Source organism: Clostridium sp. 'deep sea' (assembly GCF_014931565.1).
In the GTDB taxonomy this organism is placed as follows: Bacteria; Bacillota; UBA994; order PWPR01; family PWPR01.
The window spans coordinates 1,468,962-1,482,232 of record NZ_CP063353.1; the positions used below are offsets into that span (position 1 = coordinate 1,468,962).

Here is a 13,271-nt window from a genome sequence, read left to right on the forward strand (position 1 = left end):
ATATTCGTTTACTTAGAGTTACTATTACACTACAATAGTAGCTATAGTAAAAAAACCAAACTATTTGGGAGTGTGAATATGGAGATACGCAAAATGAGCTTTATAAAAAGGCTAAAAGCAGCTGTAGCTAATTTTAATTTTGCTAATATTATTATTAAAGAAAGAACCCGTACAGCAGTTAAGTATTTTGCAATTTTAGCCTTTTGTATTAGTTTAGTAATTGGTGTTACCAGTTACCTAGTGTTAAAACCTGTTTTTGTAAGCATTGCAACACAGTTGGAAAATGAAGTACCAGATTTTAATATTACAAACGGCATTTTAACCGTAGATGGACCTCAACCTTATTATAATGATGACTCAGAAACTCTTTTGGTTGTGGATTCAACTGGTAACCTTAAAATAGAGGATTTAAAAGCTCAAACTACTACAAAGGATATTCTATTTTTTAGTAAGGATAAGGTGTATTATTATTCACCTAAAAACAGTAGTTTAAAACAAGAATTTAGTTATAGTTTACTAAAGGTTGATTTTAGCAAACAATCTATTTTAAATGCCTTACAAACCCATAATATTGCTTTTTTCTTAGCTTTATATGTTTCTGTAGTTGCATTTGTTGCTAAGTTTATTGGAACCATACTTGCCTGGATCTTAGCTTTAGCCACTGCCTCAATTAAAAGGGTAAAGTTAACTGGAGGTCAAAAATACTCTTTAGCTTTATATGCCCTAACTATTCCATCGTTGTTTAATGTAATGTTTAATTTATCTAGGTTTAGATTTTTTTATTACTTGATAATTGTTATTTATTTAGCTAAGTATATGGATGCTATAAAAAGAGATAAAAATAAAAATACTCACATTAATAATGATTCTTTTAGCATCAATAACCAAATCTAAATATATTAACTCACTTACTAAACATAAATTAATTAAGCTTGTAAGTCGTTTAAATAACGGCTTATTTTATTTTAAACACTTATGTCTTTACACATTTTCCATATCATGATAATATTATTATATGGACATAGTAATACTATAGTAAGATTAGGAGGTCGTTAACATGAATAATAATAATCAAGAGAAAATTACGTTTAATATTAATGTTATGGATTTAGCGAAAATTGACTATTTAGTTAATAATGGATTTTACAGCAATAGAAGTGATTTTTTACGAACTGCCCTGCGTAATCAAATGAATGTGCATCAAGCAATTGTTTCGGACATGGTTTTAAAAGATAAAATTGAAGAAGTTAAAATTGACTGTGAGGAAAAGATAACTACCTCTAGATGTTTAGGTATTATGGTTTTAGAAAAAAAGAACTTATTAGATCATCTTAGTGAACACAAAAAATATGATATTTTGGTATTTGGTTCTTTAATAATAGATAGAGATATTGAGGTAGATTTAATTAAACAAACAGTAAAAAAGCTAAAAGTTTATGGCTCTATAAAAGGCTCTAATGAAGTAGTAAAGTATATTAAAAATAATTATTGATAAAATATTAGTTTTATGTAGCTGGTTTGTGGTTTTTTATTAAAGTGGAGGTCATATGTAGTACACAAAGAACCTCCGCTTTCTTTACTTTTTATAAAACTCTATTTTTTGCTTCTAAACATAGTTGATAGGCTATACTACCTTTCCGTAGGTTTTGCTCAGCAGTAGTTAAGGGAAACCAACTAATATCATCTACTTCACTGCTAATATTAAACTCGCCCTTATTTACATGGGCTATAAAACCAAGCATTAACATAGATTTTTTTTCATAATAATAACTTTTAACATACAGCATTTTAGTTACTGATAAACCAGTTTCTTCATTAACCTCTTGTAATACTGTTTGCTCAGCCGAATCTCCTTTTTTGATGTAGCCAGCAATTAATACCCAATTATTAGTTGTTACGTAACTTTGTTTAATGAGAGCAATGTTGTTATCATTAATAACTGCTACTATTACACAGGTATTAAATACACTAGGAAATGCCTTACAACAATTATTACAATAAGGCAATAAACCCTCATCACCTATCTCTTTTAAAACTAGCTCTTTGCCACAGTTATTACAATATTTTATCTCCATAATTTCTCCCAGTATCTTTTTTATTTATTTTAACATCATATGCCTCTACAAGTAAGTTTCATTTTTAAAACTACACTTATTTTTAAACCCGCGCCAGCCAAACCGTAGCGAAGCTACCCACCCCGAATAGCCAACAGGTAATCCCAACACTATTAAGACAAATCTATTATAAACCTACAATGATAAATAAACCCGCGTCAGCCCCCACCATAACCCACAGGGTTATTCACTCCGTGTTTCCAACAACAGAAACACCCACCCCGCGATGTTTGCACAAACGAGCCCACCCCAAAGCAAGCATGAAAACCTGCCACTACAACTATTAAGATAAATCTCATTATAAACCTACAATGATAAATAAACCCGCGTCAGCCCAAACCGTAGCGAAGCTACCCACCCCGAATACCCAACAGGTATTCCCACCCCGCGACGTTTGCAAAACGAGCCCACTACACGATGTTTTAAGGAACGAGTCAATTATTACATCTTTTTATCATTTATAGCTCTCTTCTAGCTCTACACCTAAACCATCTGCTATGCTATTCTATATAAGTTAAAGTGAGTTCTTTATGTGTATTTACAGTCAATAAAGTAAAAACTGATTATAGGAATAAGTATATTTATAATTTTAAGGAGGAACTTACATGACAATAAAAATATTATTATATAGTTTTTGTGTTGTTTTAATAATATCATTGTTTTTAATTATTACAATAAACCCTACCTATTCTACTGAGTTACCCCTGCTATCTATTGTAAGGGTTATAGAAGGAGATTTAGAGAATAGGGTTTTAACATTAACCTCAAAAACACGCATTAGTGATGTAGCACAGGATAATGAAGCGGGCATATTTATTTATAAACAAATTGCTGGCACAGAAAGTTACATTGCTAACTCTCTTGGAATAACAGGTGATTTAGATCTCTCTGTTTTAAACCAGCAATTTAGCTACTCTACAACTACAACTGAATTACCCTATACTACAAAACGAGTTTACGATTACGATAATTTAACTTGGGGTGAGGCTAAAACAACAAAGGGAGTAAAAGGCTTAAGCATAGAGTTATGGGAAAATGACCCCTATAATAATAAACAATTGGTTTTAGAAAAAGTTGTTGTTGAACCAGTAGATAATATTACTAAAATAGGTCGTAAAAAAATTTATATAAATATTGATAAAAGTAAATATACAAAAATGAATGTAGAGGCTACTGCCTATATCGATAACCAAACAGCAACAGGTATTAAACCTTATAAAGGAGTTATTGCAGTAGACCCTAAGGTTATTCCTTTATATAGTAAAGTTTATATACCAGGCTACGGCATGGCTACTGCCCTTGATACAGGTGGGGCTATAAAAGGTAATAAAATTGATTTATTTTTTGAAGATAAAAAAGAAGTATATTTATTTGGCAGAAGAAATCTTACTATTTATGTTTTAAAATAATTCGTATGCAGGAATATTTAATTATGTACCGAATGTTTGTATAGCTAAGGTGAGGAGGACTTAAAATGAATATATCAGAACGTGCACGCAACCTACATTTCAACTCTTTTGTGATAGATACCCATTGTGATACTCTAATGAAGGTATGCAACTCATGGAATGCTAGGACAAGAAAGATGAATAATTTAGATGCTCCATACGATTTAAGTAAAGATTATGACTCACTACATTTAAATATACCTAAAATGAAAACGGGTGGTCATAATTTACAGTTTTTTGCAGTATACTTAGAGCCCCAGTATAAACCCTTCGGTTCATTAAAGCGTACCTTACAGGGTTTTGATGCTTTTTATGAAATGATAGAAAATAATCCCGAGGTTATGCTTGTAAAATCTTATGAGGATGCCCTAAAAGCTCAAAAAGCTAATTCTTTGGCTGGCTTATTGTCTATAGAAGGTGGAGAAGCTTTAGAGGGTGACTTAAGCGTTTTAAGAATGTTATATAAGCTTGGCTTAAGATGTATTGGTTTAACTTGGAACCAACGCAATAGAATTGCTGAAGGTGTTGGTGACTGCGTAAGTGGTGGTGGATTAACTGTATTTGGTAGAGAGCTCATTAAAGAAATGAATAGGCTTGGGGTAATAGTAGATGTTTCTCATTTATCTGAACCAGGTTTTTGGGATGTTATTAAATACAGCTCTAAATCCATAATCGCCTCTCACTCTAATGCCAAAGCAGTATGTGACCATGCCCGTAACCTAACAGATGAGCAAATTAAAGCTTTAGCTAAAAATGGTGGCGTTATGGGAATGAACTTCTGCCGAGCATTTGTGAAAAGTGGTGATACAGTAACTATAGAACATATGTTAGATCACATAGATCACATTATTAACTTAGTAGGACCCAACCATATTGGCATTGGCTCCGATTTTGACGGCATAGCTGCTGCTCCAGACGGATTAGAAAATGTTACTAAATTCCCTAACTTAACAGAGGGTTTAATAAGAAGAGGCCACAGTGATGAAACAATTAAAAAGCTGTTGGGCGAAAATTATTTAAGAGTTATGAAGAATACTTTGTAATATAAAACAAAAAAAGATTGCTTAATTGCAATCTTTTTTTTGTAGTGGGCTCGATTCTTAGAATCTCGCGGTTTGGGTGTTCCTAAAAGGAACACGGGGTGGGTTCGCCTTCGGCTTCACGGGGTGGATTTGCTACACAAATGGTAATGTTCACATCACATTAGCGGAGCGCAATGTAAAGTAACCGATACCAAAGGTATCCCAGACCACGAAATGAAATGAAGTCCAAACCGTAGATACGCAGTATCTACCCACCCCACAAAGTTCCGAAGGAACAAGTCCACCCCGTAGCTCCTAAGGAGCTATCAAAAATTAATTTGTAATTATTTTGCCACTATTCATTAGTACAATAAAGTGATAAACTGTACATACTAAGGATACAAAATAGCGTAAGCTCATATGATAAACTGAGGTGATTATTTTGTGTAGTTCATGTAATGCACCTATAGGTATTTTTGATTCTGGTGTAGGTGGAATTAGTGTACTTTGCACAGCAACTAAGCTTATGCCTAATGAAGATTTTATTTACTATGCCGACAACGCTTTTGCACCTTATGGTACGCAAACTGTGCAGGCTGTTAAAGATCATTCTTTTAGGGTAGCTAATTGGCTTCTTAACAAGGGTGTTAAAGCTATTGTGGTAGCTTGTAATACTGCTACTAGTGCTGCTATAAAGGATTTACGTGATTCTTTTACTATTCCTATCATTGGTATGGAACCAGCACTTAAACCTGCTATAGAGAAACATGGCAGTAAAAAAATAATTGTTTTGGCAACACCCATGACTCTGGCAAATAAAAAATTTAATTTGCTTATGAATAGGTATGGAAAAAACAAAGATATTGTTTCGTTACCAGCCCCAAAGCTTGTGGAAATGATTGAAAGTGGCAATTTTAACAATACTGTTATGCAAAATTACTTAAAGCATAAGTTTAATGATTATTTAAATTTGACATCTGCTATTGTTTTAGGTTGTACTCATTTTTTATATATTGCAAATATGTTACAAAAGCTTGTAGGCAAAAATGTTGTTTTAGTTGATGGAAATATTGGCACAATACGCCAACTAGCTAACACCCTGGCAAGAAACAATCTTTTAAATAAGCATGGTGGAAATATTAAAATTTGGTCATCTGGTGATGATTTAACTCTTAAGTTATGTAATAAGCTCTATGAGTATGGTAAAAATAATTTAAGATTTTATGAATAACCACTAATTGATATTGCTATATTTTAAGATTTTAGATATTATTTTTTTAGATTAAATACTATTGGAGGTGAAAGAATGCGATTTAAAACTGCTGTTATAGTTTTAATTGCAACTCTCTTGCTATTTACTGCATGTAAGCCAGAAGCTGTGCCCAAACACCAAATTGTTATTGAAACAATTCCGAGTCACCTTCTTGATATGATAGATGTAATGCAAAGTAAAAGCGGAGTTTTTGTTTTTAATACTAGTTTGTTTGCAACAGGTAACGATACTTATATGGTAATTAGCCATGGTAATCAGGACAGTAAAATGGTTGATATAACACATATGGAGTTTAACAAAGCTAAAAAGCTAGAGGTTCAGTTAACAGAAACTAATGCTTCTCAACCAAGGGCTTTTACGGTAGTAAAGTTTTTAGATTACAAGAAAGATGTAGCAGTTAAAAATTTAGATGGTAAGTGGCCAACTATTTCAACTGAGAATATGTCTTTCACCAGTAGAGGAAATATTGTTAAGTTAAAAAACAATGAAATACAGGTTAAAATTGATGACGCTGTTTTAACCTTTAACTTAGCTACTGAGTTAGCTAATAAACTTAAAACAACAAGTTTATCTTTTAATGAAAATGATGATGTTGTAGTACACTATACATTTACTGATAATACTCTAACAGTAAATGATATCTTAAATGTCTCAAGTAGCGGAGTTGCAGAAGGCAAATTTATAGGTTTTATTGACTCTCAATCAATTGAAGCTAAGGTAGAAGGCAAAGCCACTACCTACCGACTCTCTCACTCAGCTAAACAATGGTTAGATAAAAATGATTTAAAATCTGACCAAGCAATTAAGTTTGATTATTATATATTGAATGAAGATTCCCCTTATATAACAAAGTTTTATGATAAAAACTAGCTCTTGAGAGCTAGTTTTTTGGTTTGGATTCAGTTTTAATATTACAGAGTAATGCTCTGTAATATCTAAAATTTCATGGATTGGGTATTTCACCTTGTGAAATACGGTTTGGGCTTCATTTCATTTCGCGGCTTGGAATACCTTTGGTATCGATTAACTTACATTGCGCTTCGCTAATGTGATTTAGCGTAGCAGAACATTATACCATTTGAGCAGCAAATCCACTCCGTGAAGCCGAAGGCGAACCCATCCCGTGTTCCTCCAGGAACACCCCAACCGCGAGAATTTTATAATCGAGCCCACTCCCCTATTAATTCTACCTATTAAGCCACCAAATTGCGGCATTTAATATTGCTGCAAAGCTTACCCATATTAAATATGGATATAGTAAATATGCGGCTGGTTTAGAGACTGTTTTAAACGCTTTTATGGTGTACCAAATGCTGATAAGTAAAAGTAATATTATTAGTAATGCTAAAAACGGTGACTGTAAATAGAAAAAGGCAAAACTCCAAGCTAGGTTTAAAAATAGTTGTAAAAAAAATAGTTTTAAGGCCTGTCTAACATAGTAAATATCTGTATTTTGTCTCCATACTAAAAATAAGCTTATTCCCATTAAAATATAAATAAAAGTCCATACTGGCGCAAAAACGCTACTCGGGGGTGTAAAGCTGGGTTTATTAAGACTCATATACCAGTCATTAATGGAGGTAGCCGTAAATATGCTGCCTATATATCCTACTAACAGGGTTATTAACAATGATATCGCCAACAAAAATATATCGTTCTTTGTAAACTTTTTTTTCATAAAATCACCTAGTTTTTTTATTATATTAATTAATACTCTTAATAAATGTTTTTAATTACTTAATTTTCAATTTTCCCAAACTATATTTATCATGATATAATAGCTGTGATTGAGGTGATACATATGTTGAACAAACCGAAACTTGTTTTATGTGTAATTTTAATTGTGACTCTATTAACAATGTTTTCTGGATGTAAAAGAGACAATACTGGCGTTTTACTGAATAGTCTAAAATCGCTTTATAGTAATGAAGCCAATAAATTTGATTTTGTTTCTTCTCACAATATTAAAATTAACAAAGAGTATAAATCATCAACTGATTTAGAAAAAATTATTTTAGGTATTTTACCTGAGAATTTAAACGTAGACTTTGGTTTAACAATGTTTTATAATCTCTCTGAACTAAGGATTAGCGGTTATGCAGCAGGAACTCATGAAACAGCTTTGTTATTTAAAGAATGGCAGTTTGGTGTAGATATGGACTTTGATATTTATATAAATAAAGAAGAGGGTTTATATTTTAAAAGTGAAGATGGCTTTAATTTAATTAAAAATAAATATCCAGCTTTAGGTGATAAATTAACTAAAGACAATTGGCTTAAAGTTGGTTCAAAAGAAGAGGCATCATTAATTTTTACCGCCTTACAAAAGCTACGTAACCCAGAAGAGTTTGATAGTATTTTAAATAATAATCTAAAACAAGTTAAAACAGAAAAAAAAGATGACAATACTAAAATTGAGGCAGAGCTAAATATTTTTGAAATCTATAAAAATTTATTTAATAACTACAACACTAGCGAATTAAACTTAATAAAAAAACTTAACAACATTATAGAAAGTATTAACTTAACTACAACTTACACTATTAATAAAAATAACAAATTAACTGATACAACCTATTTACCTAGCAATAATGTTGCTGAAACAGAGTTTAATAAGGTTGTAAAAAGTTTTGGAGGCATAATCTACCGCTTTAATTATGAATCTTCAAATGAAAAATCTTTAAAACCAGATGGTGAGTATAAATGAGAGTAATGATTTTTACAGCGGGTGTAGGCAGCGGCCACAATCAGGTTGCCAAAACACTTCGTGATCAATTATTAGACAATCCCAACAACACCGTAGAGACTTTAGATGTTATTAAAACTATCAGCCCTTTTTTTAGCAAAGTGGTTTTAGATAGTTATTTAGCAATGTTAAAACATATGCCCAGCATGTGGGGACTTTTGCACGATCAGTTTGATCAATCTAGGGTTAAAGAAGAACCCTTTACTTTAATGAATAGCTTTTTAGCACGCGAACTTAACACTTGTATTGCGAATTTTGTGCCCGATATTATTGTAAACACCCACCCCTTTGCCAGTAACTTAATGGGTACATTAAGGCAACGAGGAAAAGTCAATTGCCCAGTTGTAACTTTAGTTACAGACTATAACGTTCATACTGCTTGGTTACATAGCTATATAGATAAATTCTATGTAGCTGCCCCCTTACTAAAATCTTTTGTAACTATGCTCAATATTCCTGAAACTCGAATAGTTAGCAAAGGACTGCCTGTTCGTAAACAATTTTTACAGGTACAACAACACCCTGTTGAAGAAATAAGAGCTAAACTAAGTTTAAACAGCATACCCACTCTCTTATTTATGGGTGGTGGTTTAGGTTTAGGAGATATTACTGAGGTTTTATCTTATACAGATAAAACAATTTCAGGTTGTCAAATTTTAGTTGTTTGTGGCAGTAATGATACATTATATAATGCTTTAGCAGCAAAGCAGTGGAATAATAGAGTTATATTATATAGGTTTATAGAAAACGTTGCTGAGCTAATGTATACGGCTGATTTGGTAATTACAAAACCTGGTGGTGTAACCTGCACTGAGGCCCTATGTTTAGGAAAACCTTTGGGGCTTATATCACCTATTCCGGGTCAAGAAACCCGTAACCAGCATTTCTTTTTAAATAATGGGGTTGCTATTAGTATTCCGAGTAACCGCTATGCGGGTTACATTATTGCGGATTTGTTAAAAAATAAAAAGAGAAGATTTGTTATGGGTCAGCTGGCAAAAGACCTTACAAATGTACATGCTGATATTGATATTATTAATGATTGGAATAGCCTATTTCAAAAATCAACTCTTGACACTTTAGGCTATAAATGATAGTATTTTTAATGCTTGCGGATGTGGCGAAACTGGCAGACGCGCTATCTTGAGGGGGTAGTGGGTGTATACCCTTGTGAGTTCGAGTCTCACCATCCGCACCATCAAAAAGAGTTAACTTGAATGAGTTAACTCTTTTTTTGTTTACCCTATATTTTTATATTTTTTTTGGGCAATTTTATGTTATTACTCTAAATAATGTTATAATAATTTTTTTCTACTTTATAATACAAAATTATTAATTTATATTAAAATAAGCTCACATTACAACCGTATTTCATTGCTATTAGTAATTATTTAGGTACTTTTAGGTACTTTATGATTTATAACTATTAATTCTTTTAGCACTATGCTAAAATTAATTTAATGCGAGGTGGTAGTGTGAAAAAGACTTTGTTATTATGTGCAATGCCCGAGGAACTGGAAATTATAAAAAACTCTTTGAAATTTGAGCCTGTAGAACAGTATAATTTTTTACCTTGGCCAGTATATAAACATCCTAAACTAAATATTTATGCAGGGGTAACCGGTATTAGTAAGGTTAATGCTGCTGCATGTGCGAGCGTATTACTTAATTTATTAAAGCCTGAACAACTCATTGGCATAGGGGTAGCTGGTGCAGTAGATCCCAAGCTAAAAATAGGTGACATAATTATTAGTAATAGCGCTATTCAGTATGACGTGGATGCTAGAACCTTTGGTTATCAATTGGGTGAGGTTCCTGGAATGGGCACAATAGATTATAAAGCGGATGACAATCTTTATACAACTGCCTTAAAAGTATCACAAACAATGGATTTAGATAGTAATATATTTATTGGGCAAATTATGTCTGGAGACTGTTTTGTTTCTGGAACTAAGGGCTCTGAAATTTATAGTACATTTAAGGGTCAATGTGTAGATATGGAGAGTGCCGCTTGGGCTCAAGTAGCTCATGTTTATAAGGTTCCCTGGCTTATTTTAAGAAGTATGTCCGATCAAGCAGATGGTACCGCACCAGATGACTTTGATGCGTTTTTACCTCAGGCAGTAAATAATTTATCTCATTTAGTGGAAGAATTATTAAAGAACGTTTAACATACTGAATAAAGGAGAGTTAATATGAAGCAAGATAGAATAAAAAAATTACATTTACTTGCCAAAACTAAAAACGATAGAGCGTTTTCCCCAGAAGAACATGCTGAGTACGAAGAGCTAAAAAAAGAGTATGTTGAAAGTATTAAGGATAATCTACACAGTCAACTTAAAAATGCTGGAGTACCTAAAAAAACTAAAGAATAACTCTAACTTAAATAATATAAATAGGAGCCAACTTACTAGCTTAAACTCTAGTAGTTGAGCTCCTTTATTAAACTATGTTACAGCTTACTGTATATGGCCTGCATTAAACCACAAGCCTTATGCTCATGCTCTTTAGCCTGCTGAATTAACTCAGCGGTTTTAGCCCTAATTTTAGGTTGACAAAAGCTCTTTAAGGTCTTTTCATTTTGCTCAAAACCACCTCTAATTTTGCACATTTCCATAGATATTTCGAGTATTTTTCTAAGGTATTTTGCAGCCTCATTACAATCATTTTGAACGTGCTTATTAGTATTACCTATCCATTCCATAAAGTACGCTGCATAAGCTCTTCCTTCACCTATCATAGTTTGAGCATCATTTTGACACATTAACCTCTCTATTAGCAGTGGTACTATAGTATTTTTAGAAAACTCTGCTTCATTAGTTATTGCTCGTGCCCATAACTCATAAGCTAACTGACCACCTGCGTAAGTTTGCATAGAGCGATTACCAGTATTAACTTTAATTGTATTTGTATTCATTATATTTAGGGCATTTTCGATTATTTCTTTTTGGCTTATATTTGCTTTTATTTCATCACCTATTGCTATTAACGCAATAGTATCCGGGTTTTGCCACCAATTGTTAGTAATATAATAACCACATTCATCTATTCCAGTATTCTTGTTAAATTCTTTGCAGTCTTGAAAACAGTTCCAACCAAGTAGTGTTTCGCCATTATTGCGATAGCCAGTTATTAAACCAGCTTCACACGGACCAATTATGCCCAATGAAATTACTGGCTTGCCACTGTTGATTTCTTTTTTAATAAACTCCATAAAATCTTGTTTGCTAGAGTTTGCTCTTTTTAGGATTTTACATTCCCGTTTAATTGCTTTAAATGCTCGTTTAAATGGCTCATAAGCATCTTGGTATATATTCATAATATCTACATTTCCGCCATCCCAATAACTTTTATTCCACCTTAATCTAAACGATGCCCCTGTTACTGCCATAATGTAGGTATAATTAATCCTGTGACCTAAGTATGCTAAACAAGATTTTAAAGAAACGACAAAGGGAGTACACTCTTTAAACGTATAAGCTACTTTTGGTACCCCATATAATATGCAACTACTATTTGTTTTAACTGTTTCTTTAGGTATAATATGTTTGTTTATGGAGGTATCATAGTATTCAATATCGTCGTCTTTTTTAAATATTACTGGTGCATACATGCCCATTAATATTCTTTTTCTGCCTACTTTGCTGTCTTTTTTTTTAAACTGGGATGGTGATACATCTGTTATTCTTTTAAATGACCTTGTAAAAGTATCATAACTATTAAATTTATATTCAAAAGCTATATCTGTTAATTTTTTATCACTTATACTGATATCAAAAGCAGCGTTAGCAATTTTTCTTTCTAGTATGTACTTAGATAGTGATTTCCCGGTATTTTCTTTAAAAATTTCTCGAATATGACGATAAGAAAAGCCTGTAGTTTTCTCCATGTGTTCATAATCTATTGTGCTTTTAACCCGAGCCTCTATGTATGTAGCCACAGACCAAATTGTAAGTGCATAATCCATTATATAACCGCCTTAACTGTAGTTCTTCCGGAAGTAATTTAATTATATAGTATTAGCTAAAACAAAACTCGACAAATTTGACCTTTAAGAGAACGTTTCCAGTTAAAAAGTGTTAAAATTACACTATAAAGCTTGTCACACATGTTAAGCCAAATATTATCAATTTGCTATATTTATACTATAATACTAACGCCATATAGTATTCATCTACATATTGACCATTTACTATTAGAGATTTTTGTTTTATTCCTTCTATAACAAAGCCCATTTTTTTATATAGGCTTACACCAGCCGTATTATGCTTCATAACAGTTAATTCTAACCGGGTTATGTTATTGGATGTTGCCCAGCTTTTAAGCTGTGTGAATAGCTTTTTACCTAAACCCTGGCCTTGATAATCTGCAAGTATGCCCACTGTAATATAGGCACAGTGTTTGATTCTGTTAGCAAAACCACGCTCCGCAGTTAAGTAGCCTACTAGTATATTATTGTGTTCTAAAACTAACATTAACGAGCCCAGCTCTAAAACTCGTTTTATTTCATTTTTTGTGTCCTCAACAACTTTACTTCTTTCTCCTTCTTCGTACATCATAAATTGGGTTTGTGAATCGAGTTGGCTTAATAAATTTAAATACAGTTGAGCATCATTAATAGTTAATGTTCTAATATTCATAGATTTCCTCACAGTAGTTTTAGTAGCT

General features: G+C 32.4%; 14 protein-coding genes and 1 tRNA gene. 11 read left to right on the forward strand and 4 right to left on the reverse strand.

What is annotated here, in order from left to right; genetic code table 11:
• Nucleotides 1–78 precede the first annotated feature (78 nt).
• Together IMX26_RS06900 and IMX26_RS06905 are read left to right on the forward strand one after the other, a co-directional pair.
• Nucleotides 79–894 carry a DUF1189 family protein gene (locus IMX26_RS06900; RefSeq protein WP_195160939.1) on the forward strand — a complete coding sequence of 272 codons (816 nt, stop codon included), beginning with the start codon at nt 79–81 and terminating at the stop codon, nt 892–894.
• Nucleotides 895–1,057: 163 nt separating this feature from the next.
• A complete protein-coding gene (locus IMX26_RS06905; RefSeq protein ID WP_195160940.1) occupies nt 1,058–1,492 on the forward strand; it encodes a hypothetical protein in 435 nt (144 codons plus the stop codon).
• Nucleotides 1,493–1,583: 91 nt separating this feature from the next.
• Here the strand turns inward: IMX26_RS06905 and IMX26_RS06910 are convergent, their stop codons facing one another.
• The gene (locus IMX26_RS06910; protein ID WP_195160941.1) at nt 1,584–2,075 is read right to left on the reverse strand and encodes an NUDIX domain-containing protein; all 492 of its coding nucleotides are present in this window, start codon (nt 2,073–2,075) and stop codon (nt 1,584–1,586) included.
• A gap of 644 nt (nt 2,076–2,719) precedes the next feature.
• On the opposite strand from IMX26_RS06910, the gene IMX26_RS06915 reads away from it, so the two are divergent.
• From IMX26_RS06915 to IMX26_RS06930, 4 genes are all read left to right on the forward strand, one after another.
• Nucleotides 2,720–3,523 carry a 3D domain-containing protein gene (locus IMX26_RS06915; RefSeq protein ID WP_195160942.1) on the forward strand — a complete coding sequence of 268 codons (804 nt, stop codon included), beginning with the start codon at nt 2,720–2,722 and terminating at the stop codon, nt 3,521–3,523.
• A 65-nt stretch (nt 3,524–3,588) separates the two neighbouring features.
• The gene (locus IMX26_RS06920) at nt 3,589–4,605 is read left to right on the forward strand and encodes a dipeptidase (RefSeq protein ID WP_195160943.1); all 1,017 of its coding nucleotides are present in this window, start codon (nt 3,589–3,591) and stop codon (nt 4,603–4,605) included.
• 421 nt (nt 4,606–5,026) lie between these two features.
• On the forward strand, nt 5,027–5,815 hold the full coding sequence (gene murI / locus IMX26_RS06925) for a glutamate racemase (protein WP_195160944.1): 789 nt from the start codon (nt 5,027–5,029) through the stop codon (nt 5,813–5,815).
• A 75-nt stretch (nt 5,816–5,890) separates the two neighbouring features.
• Nucleotides 5,891–6,727, forward strand: coding sequence for a hypothetical protein (locus IMX26_RS06930; RefSeq protein WP_195160945.1), 837 nt, complete (start codon nt 5,891–5,893; stop codon nt 6,725–6,727).
• A 316-nt stretch (nt 6,728–7,043) separates the two neighbouring features.
• Here the strand turns inward: IMX26_RS06930 and IMX26_RS06935 are convergent, their stop codons facing one another.
• Entirely contained in the window at nt 7,044–7,535 is a 492-nt protein-coding gene (locus tag IMX26_RS06935) for a TspO/MBR family protein (RefSeq protein ID WP_195160946.1), read from the reverse strand.
• A gap of 123 nt (nt 7,536–7,658) precedes the next feature.
• Between IMX26_RS06935 and IMX26_RS06940 the strand changes: the two genes are divergently transcribed.
• The 5 genes from IMX26_RS06940 to IMX26_RS06960 all read left to right on the forward strand — a co-directional run bounded on the left by IMX26_RS06940 (nt 7,659) and on the right by IMX26_RS06960 (nt 10,978).
• Nucleotides 7,659–8,564 (forward strand): hypothetical protein, encoded by a 906-nt coding sequence (locus IMX26_RS06940; RefSeq protein ID WP_195160947.1) that lies wholly within the window; start codon nt 7,659–7,661, stop codon nt 8,562–8,564.
• Nucleotides 8,561–9,697, forward strand: a complete 1,137-nt coding sequence (locus IMX26_RS06945; protein WP_195160948.1) for a glycosyltransferase — start codon at nt 8,561–8,563, stop codon at nt 9,695–9,697. The genes IMX26_RS06940 and IMX26_RS06945 overlap by 4 nt, the downstream gene beginning before the upstream one ends.
• 17 nt (nt 9,698–9,714) lie before the next feature.
• Nucleotides 9,715–9,801, forward strand: a tRNA-Leu gene (locus tag IMX26_RS06950).
• Between the two features lie 277 nt (nt 9,802–10,078).
• Entirely contained in the window at nt 10,079–10,774 is a 696-nt protein-coding gene (locus IMX26_RS06955) for a 5'-methylthioadenosine/adenosylhomocysteine nucleosidase (RefSeq protein ID WP_195160949.1), read from the forward strand.
• A 24-nt stretch (nt 10,775–10,798) separates the two neighbouring features.
• Complete coding sequence (locus tag IMX26_RS06960; RefSeq protein WP_195160950.1) at nt 10,799–10,978, forward strand: DUF896 domain-containing protein; 180 nt, start codon at nt 10,799–10,801, stop codon at nt 10,976–10,978.
• 77 nt (nt 10,979–11,055) lie between these two features.
• Here IMX26_RS06960 and IMX26_RS06965 read toward each other — a convergent pair whose 3' ends face one another.
• Nucleotides 11,056–12,570 (reverse strand): helix-turn-helix transcriptional regulator, encoded by a 1,515-nt coding sequence (locus IMX26_RS06965; RefSeq protein WP_195160951.1) that lies wholly within the window; start codon nt 12,568–12,570, stop codon nt 11,056–11,058.
• A gap of 178 nt (nt 12,571–12,748) precedes the next feature.
• Nucleotides 12,749–13,243 (reverse strand): GNAT family N-acetyltransferase, encoded by a 495-nt coding sequence (locus tag IMX26_RS06970; protein WP_195160952.1) that lies wholly within the window; start codon nt 13,241–13,243, stop codon nt 12,749–12,751.
• Nucleotides 13,244–13,271: the final 28 nt, after the last annotated feature.

Bases quoted from the DNA above. Each gene is read 5' to 3' on its own strand.
- IMX26_RS06965 (WP_195160951.1), bottom strand. From the start codon at position 12,570: ATGGATTATGCACTTACAATTTGGTCTGTGGCTACATACATAGAGGCT.
- IMX26_RS06935 (WP_195160946.1), bottom strand. From the start codon at position 7,535: ATGAAAAAAAAGTTTACAAAGAACGATATATTTTTGTTGGCGATATCA.
- IMX26_RS06905 (WP_195160940.1), top strand. From the start codon at position 1,058: ATGAATAATAATAATCAAGAGAAAATTACGTTTAATATTAATGTTATG.
- IMX26_RS06915 (WP_195160942.1), top strand. From the start codon at position 2,720: ATGACAATAAAAATATTATTATATAGTTTTTGTGTTGTTTTAATAATA.
- IMX26_RS06945 (WP_195160948.1), top strand. From the start codon at position 8,561: ATGAGAGTAATGATTTTTACAGCGGGTGTAGGCAGCGGCCACAATCAG.
- IMX26_RS06930 (WP_195160945.1), top strand. From the start codon at position 5,891: ATGCGATTTAAAACTGCTGTTATAGTTTTAATTGCAACTCTCTTGCTA.
- IMX26_RS06920 (WP_195160943.1), top strand. From the start codon at position 3,589: ATGAATATATCAGAACGTGCACGCAACCTACATTTCAACTCTTTTGTG.
- IMX26_RS06900 (WP_195160939.1), top strand. From the start codon at position 79: ATGGAGATACGCAAAATGAGCTTTATAAAAAGGCTAAAAGCAGCTGTA.
- IMX26_RS06970 (WP_195160952.1), bottom strand. From the start codon at position 13,243: ATGAATATTAGAACATTAACTATTAATGATGCTCAACTGTATTTAAAT.
- IMX26_RS06940 (WP_195160947.1), top strand. From the start codon at position 7,659: ATGTTGAACAAACCGAAACTTGTTTTATGTGTAATTTTAATTGTGACT.
- IMX26_RS06910 (WP_195160941.1), bottom strand. From the start codon at position 2,075: ATGGAGATAAAATATTGTAATAACTGTGGCAAAGAGCTAGTTTTAAAA.
- IMX26_RS06960 (WP_195160950.1), top strand. From the start codon at position 10,799: ATGAAGCAAGATAGAATAAAAAAATTACATTTACTTGCCAAAACTAAA.